Genomic DNA, 24,181 nt, shown 5'->3' on the forward strand with positions numbered 1-24,181 from the left:
TCAACTGTAAGTATGACGATGAAAATCTTCAAAAGATTATCCATTAACATTATTTAACTAAATTTTGATAATGGAATGACGATTTGAAAATTCACATCCTAACAAACCTTTTACGACGTGTTTTTTCCTAATCATTTTCTAATCCTCTATATTTAAATTTTATTCCTAAAATCAAACTATAAATGAACCTTACCAAAATTTTCGGCTTCTTATTTTGTTTATTTATTTCTAACGAATTGTTGGCTCAACAAACCGATTCGGCATACGTTAGAGAGAACTACACAAAGATAGAACGCCAAATACCTATGCGTGATGGTGTTAAGCTTTTCACTTCGATTTATATACCCAAAAATCAATCCAAAAAATTTCCTTTTTTAATTAACAGAACGCCTTATACAGTTGCACCTTATGGCGAAGATAAATATAAGCTTAGCTTAGGAAATTTCCCTGCAATGATGCGTGAAGGTTTTATTTTTGTTTACCAGGATGTTCGCGGAAGATGGATGAGTGAAGGAACTTTCGAGGATATTCGTCCACAAACTTTGAAAAAAGGTAAAAAAGATATCGATGAGAGCACAGATACTTATGATACCATTGATTGGTTGGTAAAAAACATCAAGAACAATAATGGTAATGCTGGGATTTATGGAATTTCCTACCCAGGTTTTTATTCTACAACTTCTTTACCGAATTCGCACCCGGCTTTAAAAGCAGTTTCGCCGCAGGCACCGGTTACAGATTGGTTTATGGGTGATGATTTTCATCACCGAGGCACATTATTTTTAATGGATGCTTTCAGTTTTATGGGCAGCTTTGGTGTTCCTCGTCCGAAACCAATTACACCAGATAAAGGTCCAAAACCTTTTAAATTTCCAATTCAGGATAATTACCGCTTTTATTTAGAAGCCGGAACCATTAAAAATCTAAAAGACAAATATTTTGCTGATAGTATTAAATTCTGGAATGATTTGGTGAAACACCCAAATTTGGATACTTTCTGGAAAGCTCGAATAATTACACCGCATTTAAAAAATGTTAAACCGGCCGTTATGGTAGTAGGTGGTTTCTTCGATGCAGAAGATGCTTACGGAACTTTTGATACCTACAAAGCGATTGAAAAACAAAACCCTGATGCAAACAATATTTTAGTAGCCGGCCCTTGGTTTCACGGCGGCTGGGTTCGCAGCGACGGTTCTTACTTTGGTGATATTCAATTTGGAAAAACAACGAGTATCGACTATCAACAACAATATGAATTACCTTTCTTTAAACATTACTTAAAAGGTGAAGGCGATTTTAATGCTGCCGAAGCTAATATTTTCGTAACCGGAAGTAATGAGTGGAAAAAATTTAATACCTGGCCACCAAAGGATGTAGAAACCAAAAACATCTATCTACAACCCAACGGAAAACTTGGTTTTGAAAAAGTTGGCAGAACCGATAGCTGGGATGAGTATGTAAGCGACCCGAATAATCCTGTTCCTTATCAGGATGGCGTTCAAGCTAAACGAAGCCGCGAATATATGATAGATGATCAGCGTTTTGCAGCTCGTCGACCAGATGTTAAAACTTATCAAACCGATGCCTTAACAGAAGATATTACATTAACCGGTCCGGTTTTGGCCAATTTGGTTGTTTCAACCACAGGAACTGATGCCGATTACGTAGTAAAACTTATCGATGTTTATCCCGAAGATGAACCTAATCCAGTACCCAACCCAAAAAACCTAATTATGGGTGGTTACGAAATGTTGGTTAGAGGCGAAATTATGCGAGGTAAATTCCGTAATAGCTTCGAAAAACCAGAAGCTTTTGTTCCAGGTGCGATTACAAAAGTGAATTATCCCTTACCAGATGTGGCTCACACATTTAAAAAAGGGCACAAAATCATGATTCAGATTCAGAATTCATGGTTTCCACTGGCAGATAGAAATCCGCAAAAATTTATGGATATTTATAAGGCAGAGCCATCAGATTTTCAAAAAGCGACACATAAAATTTATCACGACACTTTTAACAGCTCTTATATCACTGTATCTGTTCTAAAATAATTAATCATGAAATACATTAAACTTATTTTCGCCGTTTTTCTTTGCTCGGCTTCGACTGCTTTTGCGCAAAATTCAGCGAGCTATCCACAAGATAATTTTATAAAAAAAGAAGTCTACATTACTATGCGTGATGGGGTTAAACTTTTTACTGCGATTTACACACCAAAAGATGCTTCGAAGGATAAAAAATATCCGATGATTATGCAGCGCACTTGTTACGGCATTGCACCTTATGGTGAAGATAAATTCCCTAGCAAACTTGGTCCATCAGATTTAATGATGAAAGAAGGTTACATCGTAATTATGCAGGATGTTCGCGGGCGCTATAAAAGCGAAGGTCTTTTCACCAATATGACACCAGTTATCGACAATAAAAAGGCAAAAACCGATGTTGATGAGGGTTCGGATACTTATGATACAATTGATTGGTTGGTGAAAAATGTTGCCAATAATAATGGCAGAGTTGGCCAATGGGGGATTTCCTATCCAGGCTTTTACACTGCAGCAGGTATTTTAAGTAATCACCCGGCTTTGAAAGCATCGTCTCCACAGGCTCCGATATCCGATTTTTTCTTTGACGATTTTCATCATAATGGCTCATTTCTTCAAAGTTATTTTTTCACTTTCCCGGTATTTGGTGTTCAAAAAACAGGACCAGAAACTTCTGCATGGTATGGCAAGCAGACCATTAAACCGAACACTAAAGATGGTTATCAATTCGCTTTAGATTTAGGTCCGTTAGCTAATGCAGATAAATATTATAAAGATAATTTCTTTTGGCAGGAAACAGTTAATCATCCTAATTACGATGAATTCTGGCAAAAACGTGGCCTCCTAAAGCATTACAATACGGTTAAACCTGCCGTAATGGTAGTTGGTGGTTGGTACGATGCAGAAGATTTATCAGGGCCATTAAATATTTATAAGGCTATCGAAAAGAAAAACCCTAATGCATACAATACAATTGTTATGGGACCTTTCGGTCATGGTAGATGGAGCCGCGAAACTGGACACACGATGCATAGCAATGTTTATTTTGGGGATAGTATTGCTACTTTTTATCAAAAAAATATTGAAGCAAAATTCTTTAATCATTTCTTAAAAGGCAATGGAGATAAAAACGCTGGCTTGCCAGAAGCTTACATGTACGATACAGGCAAAAAAGGTTGGGAAACATTCGATAAATGGCCAACTGAAAAAGCTACTAAGCAAAAATTATTTCTGGGAGCCGATGGAAAATTAAGCATGACAGCTCCTATATCTACAGGCTCTGTAAACTACGATAGCGACCCTTTAAAGCCTGTTCCTTACACAGAAGATTTAACAACAACTTTAGGCTTTACCCCTCATAATTATATGAGTGAAGACCAGCGTTTCGCGGGCAGACGACCAGATGTTTTAGTTTTTCAAACCGACGTTTTAGATAATGATATTACTTTGGGTGGCGAAATTATGTCACACCTTAAAGTTTCCACAACAGGAACTGATGCTGATTTTATTGTTAAACTTATTGATGTTTATCCTGTAGATGAGCCGAACAATCCTTACATGCCTAATAAAAATATTATCCTAAGTAATTATTGGCAAATGGTGCGCTCGGAGATTATGCCAGCTCGTTTCCGCAATAGCTTCGAAAAACCCGAAGCTCTAGTCGTAAATCAAAAAACTAATGTTAATTTCAGACTACAAGATGTTTTACACACGTTTAAAAAAGGGCATAGAATTATGATTCAAGTTCAAAGCACTGCATTCCCTCTATTTGCCCGCAATCCTCAAAAATTTGTAGATAATCCTTATAAAGCAACTGAAGCCGATTATATTAAAGCAACTCAAACCATATTTAACGATAGTTTTATCGAGGTGGATGTGATAAAATAGGCTTCGAAAAACCACCTCAACCATAATATTATTAACTTAAATCGAAAACACTAAGGGAAAAATCGGTAGCGGAGTATATCAGTCTGTAGGTAGCTAACCTTGACAACGCTTAACGAGCCGCTACCGATTTAGGCAATCTTTTTAAATCTAAAATATAAATTCAAATCAATTATTTTAGACAATTACAATCTAAAGAACACCGAATTTGCTTAAGTTAATGACGTTGGGGGGTCAGGGGTGGTTAATTATGTACAACATCAAAATGAAAAAAACTCTTTTAATACTTGCTTTTGCATTAAGCATTTCTACTTTAAAAGCCCAATTGCTCGGCAAAAACCAAGAAAACTCCATAGCAGATAGTCTGCGTGGTACTTTAACACCACTGAGAACTTGTTACGATATTAACTATTACCACTTAGATGTTAAGATCGACATCGATCAAAAATCGGTTAGTGGAAGTAATGAATTTGCTTTCACAGCAACTCAGGATTTCACAAAACTTCAATTCGATTTGTTTTCAAATTTAAAAGTCGAAAAAGTTGTTTATAAAGACGTTGAATTACCATTTACGAGAGAATATAACGCTGTTTTTGTAACGTTCCCCAAAGCAATTAAAAAAGGTAGCAAGGATAAGTTCACCGTTTTCTATTCCGGCAATCCGGTTATTGCTAAGAGGCCACCATGGGATGGAGGCTTCATTTTCAAAAAAGATGCCGCAGGCAATCCATTTGTTTCTGTTGCTTGCCAGGGGTTTGGCGCAAGCTGCTGGTGGCCAAATAAAGATCATCAAAGTGATGAAGTTGACAGCATGAAAATCAGCATAAGCGTACCAAAAGATTTGCAGGAAATTTCTAATGGGAGATTATTAAATACTATAGATAAAGCTGATGGATATAAACAATACAATTGGTTGGTTGCTAATCCGATTAACAATTACGATGTTACTTTTTACATTGGAAAATATGCACATTGGCAAGATAGTTATAATGGTGAAGCCGGAAAACTAAGTTTAGACTTTTGGGCTTTACAAACAGATAGTGCTAAAGCCCGCCCGCATTGGGATGCCGATGTAAAGCCAATGATTAAATGTTTTGAATATTGGTTTGGGCCTTATCCATGGTATAAAGATGGCTATAAATTGGTACAGGCACCACATTTGGGGATGGAACATCAAAGTGCTGTAGCTTACGGAAATCAATTTAAAAAAGGTTATTTAGGTAGAGATCTAAGTGGAACTGGGCATGGGTTAAACTGGGATTTTATCACAATTCATGAAAGTGGCCACGAATGGTTTGGGAACAGCATTACTGCAAAAGATATTGCTGATATGTGGATTCATGAAGGTTTCACAAACTATTCGGAAGTTTTATTTGTAGAATGTTCTGAAAGTAAAGCAGCTGCGAATGAATATGTTGTCGGTTTACAAAAAACAATCGCAAATGACATCCCAATTATTGGCCCCTATAATGTGAATAAAGAAGGCTCGGGTGATATGTATCCAAAAGGTGCAAATTTAATTCATACCATCCGCCAGCTTATCAATAATGACGAGAAATTCAGAGAAATTTTGCGTGGATTAGGAAAAACTTTTTACCATAAAACGGTAACTACAGCCGAAGTAGAAAATTTCATTTCAAAACAAAGTGGTTTAAAACTGAATAAAGTTTTTGACCAATACCTACGCTACGCTAAAATTCCGGTTTTAGAGTATAAAATAAACAATGGCGAACTTACTTACCGTTGGATTACAGATGTTAAAGATTTTGACATGCCTGTAAGGGTTACTCTAAAAAGCGGCTCTTACACTTTAATAAAGCCTACAAATGATTGGAAAACAATTAAATTAGATACAAGTGTTACAACTGAGAATTTTAAGCACGACCCATTATTCTACATCAAAACTAAAAAAAGTTAATTTTTTCAGTATGAATTGAATCTTGAAAAAATAAAAATGAAGAAGAATTGTATGGTGATGCAACTTTTCGAAAGAATAATCGTCTTATTTAAAAACACCTATTAATCCGTCTTAATTTTATTAAAACAAAGGCGCTAAATTTCTACAATCATGAAAAAAATATTTTCAATTTTATGTGTGGCATTAATGTTTACCACAACTTTCAGTGCAGTTGCAAAAACTGAAATCACAATTAGTTCATCAAAGAAAGCTGATGATAGAGACGTAAAAAACTTTAGCGGCGTGGCTGCCGGTGGACCAATTAAGGTAGTTATTACTTTAGGTAGCACCGAAAGCTGCAGATTTGAAGGTGACGCTGACGCAATCTCGACATTAATAACTGAGGTAAAAGGCAATGTTCTAATCATTCGTCCGCAAAACAGCTGGACAAGCTGGGAGCATAAATACGAAAATAAAAAAATAACAGCTTATGTAACGGCTAAAACGATAACAAGTTTAACCATGAGCGGTTCTGGAGCTATGTCTGTAAAAGGTAAAGTAAACGCAAAAACACTTTCTTCAACTTTAAGCGGTTCTGGAACAATTACAACAAGTGCTGATGTTGATGATTTTAACGGCGTAATTAGTGGTTCGGGCAGATTAAATATTACCGGTTCTGCCGAAGAGGCTAAAGTTGTAATTAGTGGTTCAGGTAATTTTTCTGGAAAAGGATTTTCAGTAAATAATTTCTCAACAACTGTGAGCGGCTCTGGAACTATTGATATTAAAGCAGATAATACAATTAAAGCGGTTATAAGTGGCTCGGGTAACGTTAATTATTCTGGCAATGCAACCGTAGAAAAAACTGTTATCGGCTCTGGAAGAGTAAGAAAAATTTAATTAAACACACAAATGAGGCCAAGCGTTCCGAATTAAATCGGAACGCTTTTTTTATGTCTAGGCAACTCTAAATTGCTAATCTGTTGCAATTGAAGGTTTAATAATAAATAGTTTGTTGGTGAAAAACTTCTACAGAATTTCTAAAGACTCACCTTATAGCAGATATTCCTTATCAATTAAGATAAGGCAACATTGTCTATAAAGCTTCTTTGATTTTATAAATTAGAACTGAACACCGATTACCCACATATTTTCCAGGTAATTAATTTTCTGACTTGCTTTATCATACTCATCCCAACCAGTGGTGTGTACATTAGTTAAATTAGTTGCGCCAACTTTGGTTGTATTTTGGAGATATATGTTCTTCCAAACGTAGAATTTTAAACCAATTTTTGCAGAAACACCATAACCAGAAATACTGAAGTGATTATTTCTTCCCTGACCAAACAAGCGTACATCAGAACGGGGAACCATTAAGCCAGCCCCCAAACCTGTTTCAAGTGTAAGTGAGGTGTTTCCACTTGGCGCAACCCAAATATCATCATAACGCTCAACTTCAACATTTGCATAGTTAAAACCATCTGTATGCTCATAAGTTAACATACTTTCTTTTACATTAATCATTTGACCATTATAATCGCCTGCCAATGCACCTGTAGGTGTATTAGTAGTAGAAATATTTGTACCTATGTGGCCAGATATTACAACGCTTTGTGGTATATCCATCACATATTTCATGTGATCCCAACCTATTGAAATACTATAATTATCTTTAATAAAGTAACCCAAACGAATGTTATATTGAGGAACAGTAATCAAACCCGGATTTAAATACTGCCAGCTTAATTTCGATTGCCTGTCATGCGCAACAACATCTTGTAAGGTAAAATCGTAATTCGGCCCTTGAAATCTGATATCACTTTTACCATACCAAGAATTATTATATCCCCAATGAAAGTAAAAATCACCTTTGCGACTATCTTTTCTTCTATGTTCGGGATTAAATAAGCTTTTTGAGGTTGGTGCTACATCTGTTGAAGAGGTTTTAACATCCTGGGCTTGCATCCGCTTGCCAAATAATAACGCCAAAAATAGTATTGAGATTTTTTTCACGCGGCAAATTGAGCAAAAAGCAACGTCATTTACAACATCTTTAACACTTGGTAATAATTAAGCTACAAAAAATGACTTTAAAACATTAAAACGCAATTAGAACCTTGTATAAACTGCTAATTGCACAATATTATTAACGGTATTATTTGTTAAACCATGTACAGCTTGATTCATATAACCAGCTTCAATATCAACCTTTTTAGAGAAGCGATATCCTAATGCCAGATAAGCCCTGTTTTGATCGAAAACACTATTGTTCAATTGTTCCTTATTTTGAATATTCAAAAAAACCTCGTTCTGTAAAGCAATGAAAGCACCTTTAGTAAAAGTTGGCTGTGCTTTTTGCAATGGTTGTATCAACCTGAAAAAATAACGAAAACGTTGAGAAAAGAGATCTTCATTTCCAGTTCTCTCAATAAATCTTTGCTCTACCCTAACCCTATGGCTCGCAAATATTGAGCTGATTTTGTGATTATAAATGTATTGTTCAAAAATACGATGTTCGTTTAGAGAAACAGAATTGTCACTTCCAAGCGTTCTAACTTGTGTAGTTTGCCATAAATAACCTAAAGCAATATTACTATTTTTATTGATGAAGTATTGCAATGCAGGGCGAACCAAAGTATTTCTTACATGATCCCAATCATCGGCAGATCGAATTTGTAAATCAAACTGCAAGCCCCACTTTTCATTAAATTTGGTATTATTAAGGAACATAAACCAGCCTGAATTCTGCTGTTGGGTTTGTGCATTAAGCTTTCCGAATGCTATCAGTAAAACTGATGCAAGTAATAGTATTCTTTTCATATAAATTAATCCGGTATTATCTGTATCGGCTAAAATAGTAGAAATTACACAAAGCTTAATATTTAACTTTAAATTAATACTTAAACACATTGGTAAATGGTTTATTAGCCGAAGCAAATTGGCTTTATTTAAATTTGATTTACTGTTAAGCGATTAAAAATTTATCTTCGTTAAAGATTTGAGCATTCTGTTTAATTTTAAATGGTAAAATTTGCTCTGGTTTTTAAAATTACAAAACGTAAAAAAGAACAAAAATGATTATTGAACCAAGAATGAGGGGCTTTATTTGTTTAACGGCACATCCAGATGGATGCGCACAAAACGTAAAGAACCAAATTGAATATGTAAAATCTAAAGGTGCTATCAATGGGCCTAAAAAAGTTTTAGTAATTGGAGCATCAACAGGTTTCGGTCTGGCATCAAGAATTACAGCTGCTTATGGCTCTGGTGCATCAACAATTGGTGTGTTTTTCGAAAAAGCACCTACTGAAGGTAAAACTGCATCTCCAGGTTGGTACAATAGCGCAGCTTTCGAAAAAGAAGCGCACGCAGCTGGTTTATATGCAAAAAGCATTAACGGCGATGCTTTCTCGAAAGAAATTAAAGAAATAACTTTACAAACAATTAAGGCAGATTTAGGTCAGGTAGATTTAGTAATTTATAGCCTGGCTTCTCCAGTTAGAAAACATCCTGATACAGAAGTTTTACACCGTTCTACATTAAAACCTATCGGTGCAACTTATACAAATAAAACTGTAGATTTTCACACTGGCAATGTAAGCGAAATTTCTATCGAGCCTGCTAACGAAGAAGATATTGCAAATACAGTTGCCGTAATGGGCGGCGAAGATTGGGCCATGTGGATTGATGCTTTAAAAGCAGAAAATCTTTTAGCTGAAGGCGCTACAACAGTTGCTTATTCTTACATCGGTCCAGCTTTAACAGAAGCCGTATACCGCAAAGGTACAATTGGAAGAGCTAAGGATGATTTAGAAGCTACTGCTTTCAAAATTGGCGATAAATTAAAAGATATTAATGGTAAAGCTTATGTTTCGGTAAACAAGGCCTTAGTAACGCAAGCCAGCTCTGCAATTCCTGTTATTCCTTTATACATTTCTTTATTGTACAAAATAATGAAAGAGGAAGGTATTCACGAAGGAACGATTGAGCAAATTCAACGTTTATATGCGGATAGATTGTACAATGGTGGCGAAATTCCTGTTGATGAAAAAGGAAGAATCAGAATAGACGATTGGGAAATGCGTGAAGATGTTCAGGCTAAAGTTGCAAAGCTTTGGGAAGAAGCAACCACTGAAACTTTACCAGCAATTGGCGATTTACCAGGTTACCGTTCAGATTTCTTAAGCTTATTTGGTTTCGAAATTGATAAAGTAGATTATCAGAAAAATGCAAACGAATTAGTTGAAATAGAAGGATTAGTAAATTAATCATTAAAGCTGATTCAAGCATTTTCAAAGATTTCTCCACTTCCGCCGAAATGACGATTGAGCGTTAAATTTAAGCGATTGTCGTCATTTCGACTGAAGCAAAGCGAAACGGAGAAATCTTTCATTCTAATGTGATTATTTATAAAAATCGCACGCTTGAAATAAAAAAAATCATTACGGCTGGCCTAAAACCCAGCCGTTTTTTATATCAGAATATTATGAGTTTTGAATTACAACCAAAATTAGAAAACGATTTAATTAAAGTTGAACCCCTACAATCAGGAGATTTTGAAAAACTTTATGCAGTTGCATCCGACCCATTAGTTTGGGAGCAACACCCCAACAAAGACCGTTATAAAAGAGAGGTTTTCGAAAACTTTTTTAAAGGTGCAATAGAATCAAACGGTGCATTTATTGTTTACGATAAAGAAACTGGTAATACTGTAGGTAGTTCGAGATATTATGACGTAGATGAAGAAAATAATTCGATTGCCATTGGTTATACATTTATTGGCCGCCAATTTTGGGGCAAAGGCCACAATTCCGCATTAAAAAAACTGATGCTCGACTATGCTTTTCTATTTGTAGATAAAGTAATTTTGCACATTGGTGCAACAAATTATCGTTCTCAGAAAGCAACAGAAAAACTTGGTGCAGTAAAAATTGCCGATTTAGAAGTTGCTTATTACGGAGAACCTGCAAAATGGAATTTTGTATATCAAATAGATAGAGAAAAGTGGAGCTCTAAATAATTGATGAGCAGACCTTAGCGGAATAAAATCGTGTTTCTGCTTTAGTATTCTTATATTTGCATAAATCTCCATTGCACTCACCTTTCTAAAAACAAAACAATTATATAAATATGGCTAAATCTCAGGCAACTTACAGTAAAAAAGAGAACGAAAAAAAACGATTAAAAAAACAAAAAGACAAACAAGAGAAAAAAGAAGAGCGTCAATCTAATGCAAAAAAAGGTTTAGCGCTTGAAGAAATGTTTGCGTATGTTGATGAAAATGGTAACATTTCGTCTACTCCACCGGATCCTAAAAAGAAGAAAGTATTCAATATTGAGGATGTACAAATCGGTATTACAAGACAAGAGGATATTATCGATGAAAACCCGATAAAAAAAGGTACAGTAACTTTCTTTAATGATAGCAAAGGTTACGGTTTTATTAAAAACACCGAAACTCAGGATAGCATTTTCGTACACGCAAACGGTTTGGTAACACAAATTAAAGAAGGCGATAAAGTTACGTTCGAGGTAGAAATGGGCCAAAAAGGACCAACTGCTGTTAAAGTATCGAAGGTTTAATTACCTCAAAACGCTCCAATTTGCTTTTTTTTTAAAGGCTACAACATAAAAATTCTGCAGAAATTCTGCTGCGCCAGGTTTTATAACCATTTATAATTCCGTCTATTTAAGCATAAAACCTAGCGCAATTTTTTTCTTTTTCTAAAAGAAAAATCAACTAATTTAATTTTCAATTTTTAGAGAATCATGCTCTGGTTTTCTTCGGCTATTTCAGTTTCGCCCGCTTATATTCCTCATTTCGCTGCGCTTTCCTTCCAGGTTATTTCGCTTTGTCGGGTTTACATTGCAATTAAAGTTATTCTTTTTAAGAAATTACTTTCCTATTAATTTAGAATCGCAAAGGATGGTTTTTACTTTTTCGTACCAGAACAATTCGTTGTTAATAAACCTGATGGGAGTAAAAAGCCCACAGCGCAGCGAGGACTTATAACGGATTGCAGGGCTAATTTTGCCATGCAAAACTGAACATTGATTTTCTAAATTTTAAAAAATATTTTAATATCGGTGTGGAATTTGCTTTAGATTTACATCATAACAACACACACAAAGAAAAATATTATGAAAAAGTTAATAGCAATTGCACTCGTTGCATTTTTAGGTTTATCAACCGCCATGGCACAACAAGTAGATTTACGCAGAAAAATTAATGTTAGCGGTTCGGCCGAAACTGAAGTTACACCGGATATTATTTACATCGGCATTTCGCTTAAAGAATATTTAACCGGAAAGAAAAAAACAGAAATTACAGTGTTAGAGAAACAATTGTATGCTGCGGTGCAAAAAGCTGGCATTTCGAAAGAAAATTTAACGGTTAGTAATTTAAGTAGCTGGAATGATGCTACCGAGAAAAAGAAAAACCCAGAATTTTTAGCGAGCAAACAATATCGCTTAAAAGTTAGCGACCTTAATAAGTTTAACTCAATTTTAGAGGCAATTGATGCAAAAGGAATTGCAAGTACGAACATTGAAAGCTATGATTATTCGAAAATTGAAAGCTTAAAGAAAGACCTTAAAATTAAAGCACTTTTAGCGGCTAAAGAAAAAGCGGCTTACATGGTAGAAGCGTTGGATGGCAAGCTGGGTAATGTAATCGAAATTCAGGATGGTGGAGATAATATAATACAACCTGTTTACAGAAACTATATGATGAAATCGGCGATGGCTGAATCTGCTGATACAGCACCGGAAATTGATTTCAAAAAAATAAAGTTAAACTTCACTGTTAATGCGGTTTTCGAAATCAAATAATATTTAACATTTGAATTAATGCCTTTTTAAAACCTACCAGAACATTTTGGTAGGTTTTTTGTTAGGTAAGCATCGAACACTAAAAAAATTAAATATTATGAAAAAATTCATTTACACATTAGCCCTTATTTTTACATTAGGCATTAGTTTCAATTCTGTACAGGCAGCAAACAAACCAGCTAAAAACCCAACAGAGTTAACAGCAGAAGAAACTGTTAAATTAGAGAGAATCAAAACCCGTGTTGAGGAAATTAGAGAGATGGACAAGTCTAATTTAACTAAGGCTGAGCGTAAAGCTTTACGTAGCGAGTTAAAAGAATTGAAAAATCAAGCTCGTGCAGTTTCTGGAGGTGTTTATCTTTCAGTTGGCGCAATTATCATCATCATTTTATTATTGATTTTGATTTTATAATCACAAGCATTCACATCTATCTATATAAACGAAAAGCTTCCCAATGATAAATCGGGAAGCTTTTTTTATTTACCTGATCCTACTAAAGGATTTGGTTTATGTAATGTCTGTGCTTTCCCACTCCTTCTGGAGAGGGATTTGATGCCAGAAGTTTTACTTCCCCCTTTCAAAGGGCGTGGCTTTTAATCAATTATATCAAAGCCCGTATATTTCACTAAAGCTTCTGGAATTTTAATTCCATTTTCTGTTTGGTAGTTTTCTAAAATTGATGCTACAATACGTGGTAATGCTAAAGCACTTCCGTTTAACGAGTGCGCTAATTGTGCTTTACCTTCTTTTCCTTTAAAACGTAATTTTAAACGATTTGCCTGGTATGTTTCGAAGTTAGATACTGATGAAACTTCTAACCAACGCTCTTGCGCTGCACTCCAAACCTCCATATCGTATGTCATTGCTGAAGTAAAACCCATATCGCCACCGCATAAACGTAAAACGCGGTAATGTAAACCTAGTTCCTGCAATAAAGATTGAACATATTTGCTCATTTCCTCTAAAGTTTCGTAAGATTTATCTGGATGTGTAATTTGTACAACTTCAACTTTATCAAACTGATGTAAACGATTCAAACCACGAACGTGTGCGCCATAAGAACCCGCTTCTCTGCGGAAACAAGGCGTGTAAGCTGTATTTTTAATCGGTAAATCTTCTTCCTTAACAATTACATCACGGTATAAATTGGTAACTGGAACTTCTGCAGTTGGAATTAAATATAAATCATCTACAGTAGAGTGATACATCTGCCCTTCTTTATCTGGCAACTGACCTGTGCCAAAACCCGATGCTGCATTTACTAAATGTGGTACCTGCATTTCTTTATAACCAGCTTCAGTTGCGTGGTCTAAAAAGAAATTGATTAAAGCTCGTTGCAACCTAGCTCCTTTTCCTTTATAAACAGGGAAACCAGCGCCAGTGATTTTAACGCCTAATTCGAAATCAATAATGTCGTATTTTGCAGCCAATTCCCAGTGCGGTAAAGCTTTTGTTGGTAATTCTGCTGGAGCGCCATGCACATAAACTACTTCATTTTCTTCTGCGGTAGAACCTTTTGGCACTAAATCGTAAGGTAAATTCGGCAACTGAACAACCAAATTAAACTGAGCCGTTTCAAGCTCGTTTAATTTTTCGGTAAGGTTTTTAATATTTTCTTTATGAGAAGCTGTTTGCGCTTTAATTGCTTCAGCCTCTTCTTTTTTACCTGTACGCATTAAATCGCCAATTTGTTTGGCAGCTGCATTTGCTTCGGCGGAAATACCATCTAAAGAAGTTTGGGTAGAACGACGCTCTTCATCAATTTTGATAATTTCATCGACTAACTCTGGTTGTTTAAAGTTACGCACACTTAAACGTTCTAAAACTTTCTCTCTATTTTCGCGGATATAGTTAACTTGCAGCATTATTTAATTTTTTCACAAAGATAATATAGATTTACGAAATACGATTGACGATTTTAGAATTAGTATAAAGCAAAACTAAATTGTAAATCATATCCTAATTAATGGCGTAAATCGTAAATCAAAATAAAGAAACTGGTTTCCAAATTACGCCGAAAATCGTAATTCGTAAATCCAAAGTCGTAAATCAGATGACAGGCAAACTATTTCTTGTACCAACACCAATAGGTAATTTGGAGGATATGACCTTCAGGGCGATCAGAATTTTAAAAGAATGTGATTTAATTTTAGCCGAAGACACCCGAACCAGCGCACCAATGCTTAAACATTTTGGTATTGATAAAAAGGTTTTTTCTCATCATCAACATAACGAACACAAAGCAACCTCCGAGATTATTAAATTCTTAAACGAAGGACAAAAAATTGCTTTAATTTCAGATGCAGGAACGCCTGCAATTTCCGACCCTGGTTTTTTTCTGGTTCGCGAAGCGATAAAAAATGATATTGCAGTTGAATGTTTACCCGGAGCAACAGCTTTCGTTCCTGCGTTGGTAAATTCTGGCTTACCTGCTGATGCTTTTTGTTTTGAAGGTTTTCTTCCAGTAAAAAAAGGAAGGCAAACAAAATTTAAAAAGCTAGCAGAAGAAGACCGCACCATTATACTTTACGAAAGTCCGCATCGTTTATTAAAAACTTTAGAAGAGTTTGCACAGTATTTAGGTGCCGACAGGCAAGCATCAGTTAGTAGAGAATTGACTAAAATGTTCGAAGAAACCGTTAGAGGAACTTTGGTAGAAATAAAATCACATTTTGAAAACAATACTTTAAAAGGAGAATTTGTAATTTGCATTGCAGGTAAAGAGATGACTAAGGAGAAAAGAGCAATGAACAAAGATAAATACGAAGATAGTGAAGAGTAGAAATGATGCTAATAACATCAGAAAGATATATCTGTTTTACAAAAGAGATAAATACTTATCTCAAAGAAAAAATTTAATACAATTATGATTAGCATAGATAGATTTTTAAGTGACGAACAAGACCCAAAAGCAGTTGAAAAAGTTATTGGAAAACTAAACGACCTTTTAACCACTGGCGAGGAAATTTTATACCTAGCTGTACAGAAAAAACCTGCTGTAAACTTGTTGCCTGATAGCATTGCCATTTCCAATAAAAGAATTTTTTATTGCGAACCCGGCAATCTGGGATTGACAATGAATTTTAAAGATATTTCTTGGAAAAGCATTAAAGAAGTTTCTTTTAAAGAAGAGTTCTTTGGCTCGAAATTTATCTGCGTTCCGCAGCATGGCGAAAATATTGTAACAGAGTTTATTCCGAAAGTACAAGCAAGAAAATTACATCAGGCAGCTAATGAACAATTAGAAGCCTACAAAGAATTGCTTCATCAACAAAAATTAGAGGAAAATCGTGCAATGGCTACACCAATTGCCTCTGCCCCACAATCTTTTGCCGATGCTGCACCAATAGACATTCCTACTCCTGAACCTATTCAAATTGCTGAGGTTATAGAAGAACCTGAAGATGAAACCACGTTAAAGTTGCGAAAACTTAAAACTTTATACGATAAACATTTGATTACCCAGGAAGAGTACGAAGCTAAAAAAGCAAATATTTTAGATAGTTTGTAAATATCAAACCGTCACCTTGAGCTTGTGGAAATACAATCCTTCGACAAGTTCAAGGTGACATTATGCCTAATCAGGCTGAACTATGAATAATAAACAAACTTACCTCCTCGCCTTACTTAGTGCGTTTTTACTTTGGCTGGCTTGGCCACCAATTCCTTTCACAACACCATTGTTGCTAATAGCGTTGGTTCCATTATTTATTGCATTAGAAAGTATTTCGTTACAAAATATAAAAAAGCAAGGCAAAAGAATTTTCTTAACTGCTGGCTTAACATTTTTAATTTGGAATACTGCATCTGTTTATTGGGTTTATAATGCAATAAAAGCTTACAATGGGACTTTAGTGGCCATTCCAGTTTCTTTAATTCCTTACGGTTTAGGCGCATTATTGATGACTTTCGCCTTTTGGTTATTTTATCGATTAGCTAAATACTCAAGTAAAAAAATAGCTTATTTAGGGTTAGTTTCCTTTTACATCGCTCTAGAATATTTACAGCAAAGCTGGGATTTAGCTTTCCCCTGGATGACTTTAGGTAACGGGCTTGCCGGAATGCACCAGCTAGCGCAATGGTACGATTATACAGGTATTTACGGCGGTTCTCTATGGATTTTAGTCAGCAACATTTTAGCATTTGAGGCCTATAAAAAACTTAAAACACAAAGTGGATATTTAAAATTCAGAACTTTAGGGATTTGGATTTTAGTGGTTATTATTCCAATTGGAATATCGTTGACAAAATATTTCACAGCCGAAGAAAAAGGAACACCAAGTAATGTTGTTGTAGTTCAGCCGAATATAGATCCATATCAAAAATTAGAGAACATACCAACTGCCGAACAAATTCAAATATTAACACATTTATCCGATTCTATAGGACAATCGAATACGGAGTACTTCATCTGGCCTGAAACTGCCATTCCAAATTATGCGGATGAAGACCAGATCCGCAGTAATCCAGACTTTGCAACATTGCAAAATTTTCTGAGTAAATACAAAAACGGAACACTAATTACTGGTATAGAAACCATTAAAACTTATCCAGATAAACGAACAATTTCGGCAAAATTTGTACCAGAACGCGGTTTTTATTACGACAACTTTAATTCTGCAATGCAGGTAGAAAACTCGGCAAATGTTCAGTTTTATCACAAATCAAAACTTGTTCCTGGAGCCGAAAAAATGCCTTTCCCAAAAGTTTTTTCTTTTATGGATGGCGTATTTTCTCAACTTGGCGGAAGCGTAAGCGGTTGGGGCTGGCAAGAAAAACCAAGTGTATTATATGCACAAAGTGGAATTGGTGCTGCGCCAGTTGTATGTTACGAAAGTTTATGGGGCGATTGGATTGGCCAGCAAGTTAAAGATGGCGCACAGTTTATCGCAATTATTACTAACGATGGCTGGTGGGGAAATACCTCTGGTAAAGATCAGCATGAAATGTATGCAAAACTTAGAGCTATAGAAACGCACAGAGATGTGGCCCGTTCTGCAAATACAGGAATATCTTGCTTTATTAATCAGCGTGGCGATGTTACACAAAGAACAAAATGGTGGACAAGAACAGCTTTAAAAGCAGATATCAATTTAAATGATGAGATAACCTTTTACGTAAAAAGTGGCGATGTAATTGCAAAATTATTAAGCGCTTTAGCCGTTATATTAGCACTTATTATTCCTTATCGAAAATGGATAAAAAAACCACAACATGCTACAGTTTAAAAATCTTCGCTGGTCTGTATTAATACTATTACTTACTATAAATTTTGGTTGCGACCAGATAACTAAGAATCTTGTTCGCGAAAGAATAAGTGAGTACGAACACATAAGCATAATAAAAGATAGATTTACACTTACAAAGGTCGAAAATAGCGGTGCCTTTTTGAGTTTAGGCGATCAAATGCCTTATATATTCAGATTGATAATTTTAACGGGTTTACCTTTACTTTTTTTAGGTTATGGTTTATATTTCCTTTTTAGCAGGCCAAACTTACCTTTAAGTTTCCAAGTTGCTGTATGTTTTTTGGTTGGTGGTGGTATTGGTAATTTATATGATAGGATTGTGCATGGTTCAGTAACAGATTTTATGCATATGGATTTTTACATCTTTCAAACTGGTGTTTTCAATTTCGCTGATATTTCTATAATGATAGGCGTAATAATACTACTTATCCAATCGATAAAAGGTAAAATTGAAAGACCAGAACCTGTTCAAACTGCAGAATAAATATAATTTCTTGTACAAAATCCTTAATATAATAATTGCATCTTATAAACAAACATATAATTATCTTTATACAATAGGAATCAAAAATTAATCAAAATAAAAATCCAATGAAAAGAAATGCAACAGCCGTATGGCAAGGATCGGGTAAAGAAGGTAAAGGTAATTTAACCACCCAAAGCACAACTTTAAATAACACTCAATACTCATTCGGATCTCGCTTTGCAGAAGGCGTAGGCACAAATCCAGAAGAGTTAGTTGCAGCAGCACATGCAGGCTGTTTCACCATGGCCTTATCATTTAAAATTGATGAGGCAGGATTTACAGCTGAGAATTTAGAGACTAAATGTGTAATCAACTTAGATCCTGCACAAGGTAAAATCACCGAATCTCATTTGACATTAATAGCTACTGTTCCGGGTTTATCAAAAGAAAAATTCGACGAATTAGTTGCTGATGCTGAAAAAAATTGCCCGATTTCTAAATTATTAAATACCACAATTTCTGTTGAAGCTACTTTAGTGTAAGGTTTCAAAAATCAGAATAATATTTTCTTTTGAAATTTGTCAGTCTTAGCGTAGTGGAAGTACATAAAAGCCTTCGACTACGCTCAGTGCGACAAACTGTAAATTTAATTGATCAATTCATTTAACCAAGCCTTCTGATAAGGCATCTTCTGTTTTATATCAAATCAAATGCTCTTGCATATTGCGAAATTTCGAAAGAAGATTTCGTGCTCAATTTATCTCTTATATTTCTTCTGTGTGTATCGACCGTGGTTGGAGAAATATGTAACTCCTCAGCTATTTCATTAGAGCTTTTGCCTAAAGCCATTTCTTTTAAAATAGTACGTTCACGTTTACTCAATTTAGAATAATTTGTATAATTCTGGCGGAGAAAATCATTTTCCTTTAAAAGTCTATCAGCTTTAACAGCCATGTGATGCATTGCATCTATTGGAATAGAAACTGTAATAGATAAAAGTGGCTTATTATGCTCATCACGTAAAAATATCTTGGTGCTTGATAAATGCCATTGCCAATTATCCTTTCCTGGAAATTTTAATTGCTGATAATAACTTAGTGTATCTTCCACGTTATTGCCATGCATAAAAGAGCCAATTTTCGGCACATAAATTTTGGCATCCTCCTCATTAAAAAAATTGCTATAGTATTCGGCGCTTGTCATTGAACATACATCTTCCAAAGAGAGCTGTAGCTGTTTTAATCCTCTTTCACTCATGTAAACAACAGTCCAATTTACAGTTTCATGAATAATTACAACACCTGGTATTTGATTAAATGCCGCAACATTAGCATCTATTAAATTACGCATATTAGCTGTAATATTGGGATTGTTATATCTAGACATGGAGCGCTTGTTAGAGAATAATTCCCGCAAATTACTCAAAATTAAGTAGATAGCAAAAAAGATTCAAATTAGCAATCTATGTCAGGTACTTACCTACTATAGGCATTCTTCTACCCATACCAAAGGCTTTCGGCGAAACACGTAATATTGGAGGAGTTTGATAACGTTTAAACTCGGCCGCATTTACCATTTTCAAAATTCTTTTAACTAAGGCTTCATCAAAACCTTTGGCTATCAATGCAGCTGAACCCTGTTTAAATTCAATGTGCTGATATAAAATTCTATCCAAAATATCATATTCAGGCAGCGAATCTGAATCTTTTTGATCGGGCCTTAATTCTGCCGAAGGTGGTTTAACAATAGTATTAATCGGAATAAGTTCACGCTCTTTATTAATGTATTTTGCTAATTGAAAAACCTGCGTTTTATAAACATCGCCTATTACACCGATAGCACCACACATATCGCCATATAAAGTTCCGTAACCAACTGCACATTCGCTTTTATTAGAAGTATTAAGCAAAATATAGCCGAATTTATTGCTCATTGCCATTGCAATTGTTCCTCGAATTCTCGCTTGTATGTTTTCTTCGGTTAAGTTAAAAGGCAATCCTTTAAAAGCTGGCGCAAGCATGCCGTCGAATGCTTCGGTAGCATCCCTAATAGGGATAATTTCATGCATGCAGCCGATGTTATTTACCAAGTCTAAAGCATCCTGTACAGAATGGTCTGAAGAGAATTTAGACGGCATTAAAACTGCCATAACATTTTCAGCACCAAGCGCTGTGCAAGCTAGAGCACAAACAACAGCAGAATCTATTCCACCAGACAAACCTAAAACGGCTTTACTAAATCCAGATTTTCGAAAATAATCGCGTATGCCCAAAATTAAAGCATCGTGAATTTGCTCGATATCGGTTAAACGTTCTGGTTGCGGATATTTATTGCGAACATTTTCTACTTCGGTTAAATCGAAAACCTGTAAATCCTCTTCAAAATATTTCATTTCGGCTTTCATTTCGCCATCGGCATCGAAAACCAATGAACCTCCATCGAAAATAATTTCGGTTTGCGCACCAACCTGATTTACATAAAAAACAGGTAAATGATATTTTTTTGCATTATCTGAAAGCACTTTTATGCGCTCATCATCATGCGTGTAAGAAAAAGGCGATGCAGCAATATTAATCATCACATCGGGTTGTTCCTTAATCAACTCATCCATCGGATTTGAAACATACAAGGGATTATCATTAATATTCCAAAGGTCTTCGCAAATAGTCAACGCAATTTTCTTTCCTTTAAAATCGATACATTTAAACGATGTTGAAGGTTCGAAATAGCGGTATTCGTCAAACACATCGTAAGTTGGCAACAATGCTTTTTTAGTTATGGATTTCACTTTTGCATTCTCGATAAAATAGGCAGCGTTAAACAAATCCTTACCCTGTAAAACATCGTTTCTGATTGGTAAACCAACAATACAGGCAATATCTATGCAATGCTTTGCAATATCTTGAGCTGCATTTTCGCAAAGCGAGATAAACTCATCAAATTCCAGAAAATCTCTTGGAGGATAGCCACAAATAGCAAGCTCTGCAAAAACAACCAAATCGGCACCTTTATTTTTCGCCGATTGAATATTGCTGATTATTTTTTCTGTGTTTGCTTCAAAATTACCAATATGATAATTGAGTTGCGCTAATGCTATTTTCATTGATGCGTATCTATTAAAATTAAAAATGTTGCGGCTTAAAAGAAAAAGCCAAAATTAAGAGCTAAATAATGATTTTTTACATTTCTGCTGTTATCCTTCACAATATTAGTAAAACCATTGTTAAAAGTTAAACCAGCCAAAATACTCGTATTTCCAGAAACGTCAAATTCGGCACCGCCACCAATTATTAAACCTGCACGGTAAAACCTCGAATAATCAGAAATATTTTGATTATCGCCAACTTCAGCACCATTTCTAACAGCATCTTGCTTTGCACTTATGTTAAAACCGTTTGATAAGCCGAATTGTCCGTAAAATCTTTTACCGTCGCTTTTTAGCGTTTTCAATTTCACAGTCAATGGCAATTCTATGTATTGCATTCTATATTTCAAATCATAGCCAACCGGGTTAGAATTACTACTGGTTATATCATATGGATTGACATTTATCTCTGTACTTTTTCCGTTTATTGTTGTTATGGTTAATGCTGTAGAAAAGCTATAGTTTGGCGCAAAATTAAAATCGCCCATTAATCCGTACGAAAATCCTACACCTATACCATCAGTTTTGCCCTGTTCTGGCTTTATCCAACCAATTGTTGGCGTTGCAGTTAAGCCCAACCTAAAACCAAAGCCTGAGCTGTAGAAATTCTGCGCAAAAGCACCTATACTTAAAAAAGATAAAATTAAAATCGTTGTTATTCTTTTCATACTTTATGTATTTTATATTTGTTGTACATGAAGTATAACGTAAAACACAGGCAAATTTATCTAATTTTTCTTTTCGTACTTGTATTTATTTCCTGTAAGCAAAATAACAGACCAGATGTTAGCCATATTAAAATCGATATAAAAATCGAAAGGTTTGATAAAGAGCTCTCTGCAAGTAGAAATAAAAACTTAACTCAAGTTAACGCCGAACTATCTAAAAAGTATGGTTTCTTTTATGATGACTACATTCATAAAATGGTTGGCGCACAAGATTATACCGGAGATTATGTTATTTCTGGATTATTTAAAGACCCAGCTTACAACGATTTAACAAAGGAAGTTGACAGTGTTTTTCCAAATCTTAGTGTTCAGGAAGCTGGTTTAACCGAAACTTTTAAATACATTAAGTATTACTATCCAAAAGCTAAAATACCAAAATTTATATCTTTTGTTTCTGGCTTTTCTTATCAGGTACCTGTTGGAGATAATTACATCGGAATAGGTTTGGATATGTTTCTGGGCAAAAACAGTAAGTTTTATAAAGGCATTGTAGAAAGTGTTCCGATGTACATGTCAAAAAGATTTACACCAGAAAACATAGTACCCAGAGCTGCAGAAACTTTTGCTCATGAAGAACTATTTCCAGAGCCAGATGCAAACCGTACACTTTTATCAAAAATGATTTTTCAAGGAAAAATACTTTACTTTTTAGATCAGGTTTTGCCAGAAAGTATTACTGATACCACCAAAATTGGCTACACTGCAAATCAATTGGGTTGGACACAAAATTTTGAATCAGATATCTGGGCCTATTTCTTGGAGAATAATTTGCTTTACGAAACCGATTACCATAAAATTCAAGTTTATTTATCCGACGGTCCTTTCACACCAGGTTTAGGAGAAAACCGCGAATCGGCACCAAAATTAGGTGTTTGGACAGGATGGCAAATTGTAAGAAAATACATGAAGGAAAACCCAAAAGTTACATTGCAGGAATTGATGGTCGAAAATGATGCGCAAAAAATCCTGAATCAGTCGAAATATAAACCAAAAAGAAAGTAGCTTTCGGTTGGTATTGTTAAACTCAACAATTAAAAATTCTCTGAAACAATTTAGTAATTAAACAATCTAATCATCAAATTCATAGTTTGTAACTAATAGTTTAACCATTACGCACAAATAAATTACTGAACTAATTAAGTATTTAAATCTAAATAAATGAAAGTTGGAATTGTACTATCGGGTGGGGGAATAAGAGGCATTGCACATTTGGGTGTTTTAAAAGCATTCAGCAATTTGGGCATTACCTTTAGTCACATTAGCGGTACAAGTGCTGGTGCAATTGCTGGTGCTTTCTTTGCAGCAGGAATCGATCCTGAGGAAGGCTTGAGTATCTTCTTAAAAACTAAATTATGGCGTTTTGTTCGTCCGGCGGTTGGTTCTTTAGGTTTAATTAATATCGAGAACACAGCGCAAATACTTAAAGAATATTTTCCGGAAGATTCTATAGAAAAACTTAAAATCCCTTTAACTATTGCTGCAGTAAATTTTAGTGAAGGCCGTTTAGTCTATTTCACGAAAGGCCCATTAATTCGTTCGATACATGCATCAAGCTGTATTCCAGGCATTTTTAAACCGATAATGATTGATGGGCAAATGTTTGTTGATGGTGGAATTTTAAATAATTTTCCTGTTGAGCCTTTAATGGAAGATTGCGATTTTATTATTGGCTCATCTTGTAACCATTTAAAACCAGTTGATAAAATCACAGGAATTACCAATTTAATGGGAAGAGCAGGCATAATGTCTATCAACCACGATATGGAGCGCAAAGCCAAATTTTGTAATGTAATGATTGAACCAAAAGGTTTAGGTGCTATCAGTACTTTTGATATGAAACGTGCCGAAGACATTTATTGGCTAGCCCATGAAGAAGCTTTGATTACCATTAAAAACAACCCAACGATAAGGGGTTTAATACCCCCAACCCCCTGAAGG

General features: G+C 35.1%; 22 protein-coding genes. 16 read left to right on the forward strand and 6 right to left on the reverse strand.

The window, feature by feature from the left end; genetic code table 11:
- Positions 1-182: 182 nt before the first annotated feature.
- From ACFOUY_RS20495 to ACFOUY_RS20510, 4 genes are all read left to right on the forward strand, one after another.
- The gene (locus tag ACFOUY_RS20495; RefSeq protein WP_378963152.1) at positions 183-2,051 is read left to right on the forward strand and encodes a CocE/NonD family hydrolase; all 1,869 of its coding nucleotides are present in this window, start codon (positions 183-185) and stop codon (positions 2,049-2,051) included.
- Between the two features lie 6 nt (positions 2,052-2,057).
- The gene (locus tag ACFOUY_RS20500) at positions 2,058-3,929 is read left to right on the forward strand and encodes a CocE/NonD family hydrolase (RefSeq protein ID WP_378963153.1); all 1,872 of its coding nucleotides are present in this window, start codon (positions 2,058-2,060) and stop codon (positions 3,927-3,929) included.
- 262 nt (positions 3,930-4,191) lie between these two features.
- Positions 4,192-5,844 (forward strand): M1 family metallopeptidase, encoded by a 1,653-nt coding sequence (locus tag ACFOUY_RS20505; RefSeq protein ID WP_378963154.1) that lies wholly within the window; start codon positions 4,192-4,194, stop codon positions 5,842-5,844.
- A gap of 150 nt (positions 5,845-5,994) precedes the next feature.
- Positions 5,995-6,723 carry a head GIN domain-containing protein gene (locus tag ACFOUY_RS20510; RefSeq protein WP_378963155.1) on the forward strand — a complete coding sequence of 243 codons (729 nt, stop codon included), beginning with the start codon at positions 5,995-5,997 and terminating at the stop codon, positions 6,721-6,723.
- A 222-nt stretch (positions 6,724-6,945) separates the two neighbouring features.
- Here ACFOUY_RS20510 and ACFOUY_RS20515 read toward each other — a convergent pair whose 3' ends face one another.
- Together ACFOUY_RS20515 and ACFOUY_RS20520 are read right to left on the reverse strand one after the other, a co-directional pair.
- On the reverse strand, positions 6,946-7,836 hold the full coding sequence (locus ACFOUY_RS20515) for a hypothetical protein (RefSeq protein ID WP_378963156.1): 891 nt from the start codon (positions 7,834-7,836) through the stop codon (positions 6,946-6,948).
- A gap of 96 nt (positions 7,837-7,932) precedes the next feature.
- Positions 7,933-8,643, reverse strand: coding sequence for a DUF2490 domain-containing protein (locus ACFOUY_RS20520; RefSeq protein ID WP_378963157.1), 711 nt, complete (start codon positions 8,641-8,643; stop codon positions 7,933-7,935).
- A 254-nt stretch (positions 8,644-8,897) separates the two neighbouring features.
- Between ACFOUY_RS20520 and fabV the strand changes: the two genes are divergently transcribed.
- From fabV to ACFOUY_RS20545, 5 genes are all read left to right on the forward strand, one after another.
- Positions 8,898-10,091, forward strand: a complete 1,194-nt coding sequence (fabV, locus tag ACFOUY_RS20525) for an enoyl-ACP reductase FabV (protein WP_378963158.1) — start codon at positions 8,898-8,900, stop codon at positions 10,089-10,091.
- 218 nt (positions 10,092-10,309) lie between these two features.
- On the forward strand, positions 10,310-10,843 hold the full coding sequence (locus ACFOUY_RS20530) for a GNAT family N-acetyltransferase (RefSeq protein WP_378963159.1): 534 nt from the start codon (positions 10,310-10,312) through the stop codon (positions 10,841-10,843).
- A 110-nt stretch (positions 10,844-10,953) separates the two neighbouring features.
- Positions 10,954-11,406 (forward strand): cold-shock protein, encoded by a 453-nt coding sequence (locus ACFOUY_RS20535; protein ID WP_131533794.1) that lies wholly within the window; start codon positions 10,954-10,956, stop codon positions 11,404-11,406.
- A 558-nt stretch (positions 11,407-11,964) separates the two neighbouring features.
- Entirely contained in the window at positions 11,965-12,654 is a 690-nt protein-coding gene (locus ACFOUY_RS20540) for an SIMPL domain-containing protein (RefSeq protein WP_378963160.1), read from the forward strand.
- Between the two features lie 97 nt (positions 12,655-12,751).
- On the forward strand, positions 12,752-13,066 hold the full coding sequence (locus ACFOUY_RS20545; protein ID WP_378963161.1) for a hypothetical protein: 315 nt from the start codon (positions 12,752-12,754) through the stop codon (positions 13,064-13,066).
- Between the two features lie 182 nt (positions 13,067-13,248).
- Here the strand turns inward: ACFOUY_RS20545 and serS are convergent, their stop codons facing one another.
- Complete coding sequence (serS, locus tag ACFOUY_RS20550; protein ID WP_378963162.1) at positions 13,249-14,520, reverse strand: serine--tRNA ligase; 1,272 nt, start codon at positions 14,518-14,520, stop codon at positions 13,249-13,251.
- Positions 14,521-14,708: 188 nt separating this feature from the next.
- Between serS and rsmI the strand changes: the two genes are divergently transcribed.
- The 5 genes from rsmI to ACFOUY_RS20575 all read left to right on the forward strand — a co-directional run bounded on the left by rsmI (position 14,709) and on the right by ACFOUY_RS20575 (position 18,912).
- Positions 14,709-15,437: a 16S rRNA (cytidine(1402)-2'-O)-methyltransferase gene (rsmI, locus tag ACFOUY_RS20555; RefSeq protein WP_378963163.1), complete on the forward strand. Its 729-nt coding sequence runs from the start codon at positions 14,709-14,711 to the stop codon at positions 15,435-15,437.
- A gap of 84 nt (positions 15,438-15,521) precedes the next feature.
- The gene (locus ACFOUY_RS20560; protein ID WP_378963164.1) at positions 15,522-16,166 is read left to right on the forward strand and encodes a PH domain-containing protein; all 645 of its coding nucleotides are present in this window, start codon (positions 15,522-15,524) and stop codon (positions 16,164-16,166) included.
- 82 nt (positions 16,167-16,248) lie between these two features.
- Positions 16,249-17,883, forward strand: a complete 1,635-nt coding sequence (gene lnt / locus ACFOUY_RS20565) for an apolipoprotein N-acyltransferase (RefSeq protein ID WP_378963165.1) — start codon at positions 16,249-16,251, stop codon at positions 17,881-17,883.
- Entirely contained in the window at positions 17,870-18,388 is a 519-nt protein-coding gene (gene lspA, locus ACFOUY_RS20570; protein WP_378963166.1) for a signal peptidase II, read from the forward strand. The genes lnt and lspA overlap by 14 nt, the downstream gene beginning before the upstream one ends.
- A gap of 107 nt (positions 18,389-18,495) precedes the next feature.
- Entirely contained in the window at positions 18,496-18,912 is a 417-nt protein-coding gene (locus tag ACFOUY_RS20575) for an OsmC family protein (protein ID WP_378963167.1), read from the forward strand.
- A 154-nt stretch (positions 18,913-19,066) separates the two neighbouring features.
- Here the strand turns inward: ACFOUY_RS20575 and ACFOUY_RS20580 are convergent, their stop codons facing one another.
- From ACFOUY_RS20580 to ACFOUY_RS20590, 3 genes are all read right to left on the reverse strand, one after another.
- A complete protein-coding gene (locus ACFOUY_RS20580; RefSeq protein WP_378963168.1) occupies positions 19,067-19,756 on the reverse strand; it encodes a response regulator transcription factor in 690 nt (229 codons plus the stop codon).
- A 76-nt stretch (positions 19,757-19,832) separates the two neighbouring features.
- Positions 19,833-21,473: an NAD+ synthase gene (locus tag ACFOUY_RS20585; protein WP_378963169.1), complete on the reverse strand. Its 1,641-nt coding sequence runs from the start codon at positions 21,471-21,473 to the stop codon at positions 19,833-19,835.
- 35 nt (positions 21,474-21,508) lie between these two features.
- Positions 21,509-22,183, reverse strand: a complete 675-nt coding sequence (locus ACFOUY_RS20590) for a porin family protein (protein WP_378963170.1) — start codon at positions 22,181-22,183, stop codon at positions 21,509-21,511.
- Positions 22,184-22,210: 27 nt separating this feature from the next.
- On the opposite strand from ACFOUY_RS20590, the gene gldB reads away from it, so the two are divergent.
- Positions 22,211-23,245, forward strand: a complete 1,035-nt coding sequence (gene gldB / locus ACFOUY_RS20595; RefSeq protein ID WP_378963171.1) for a gliding motility lipoprotein GldB — start codon at positions 22,211-22,213, stop codon at positions 23,243-23,245.
- Positions 23,246-23,401: 156 nt separating this feature from the next.
- Positions 23,402-24,178 (forward strand): patatin-like phospholipase family protein, encoded by a 777-nt coding sequence (locus ACFOUY_RS20600; protein ID WP_378963172.1) that lies wholly within the window; start codon positions 23,402-23,404, stop codon positions 24,176-24,178.
- The last annotated feature ends 3 nt before the right edge of the window (positions 24,179-24,181 follow it).

Origin of the sequence: Pedobacter jamesrossensis (assembly GCF_042650905.1) — a bacterium.
GTDB lineage: Bacteria > Bacteroidota > Bacteroidia > Sphingobacteriales > Sphingobacteriaceae > Pedobacter > Pedobacter jamesrossensis.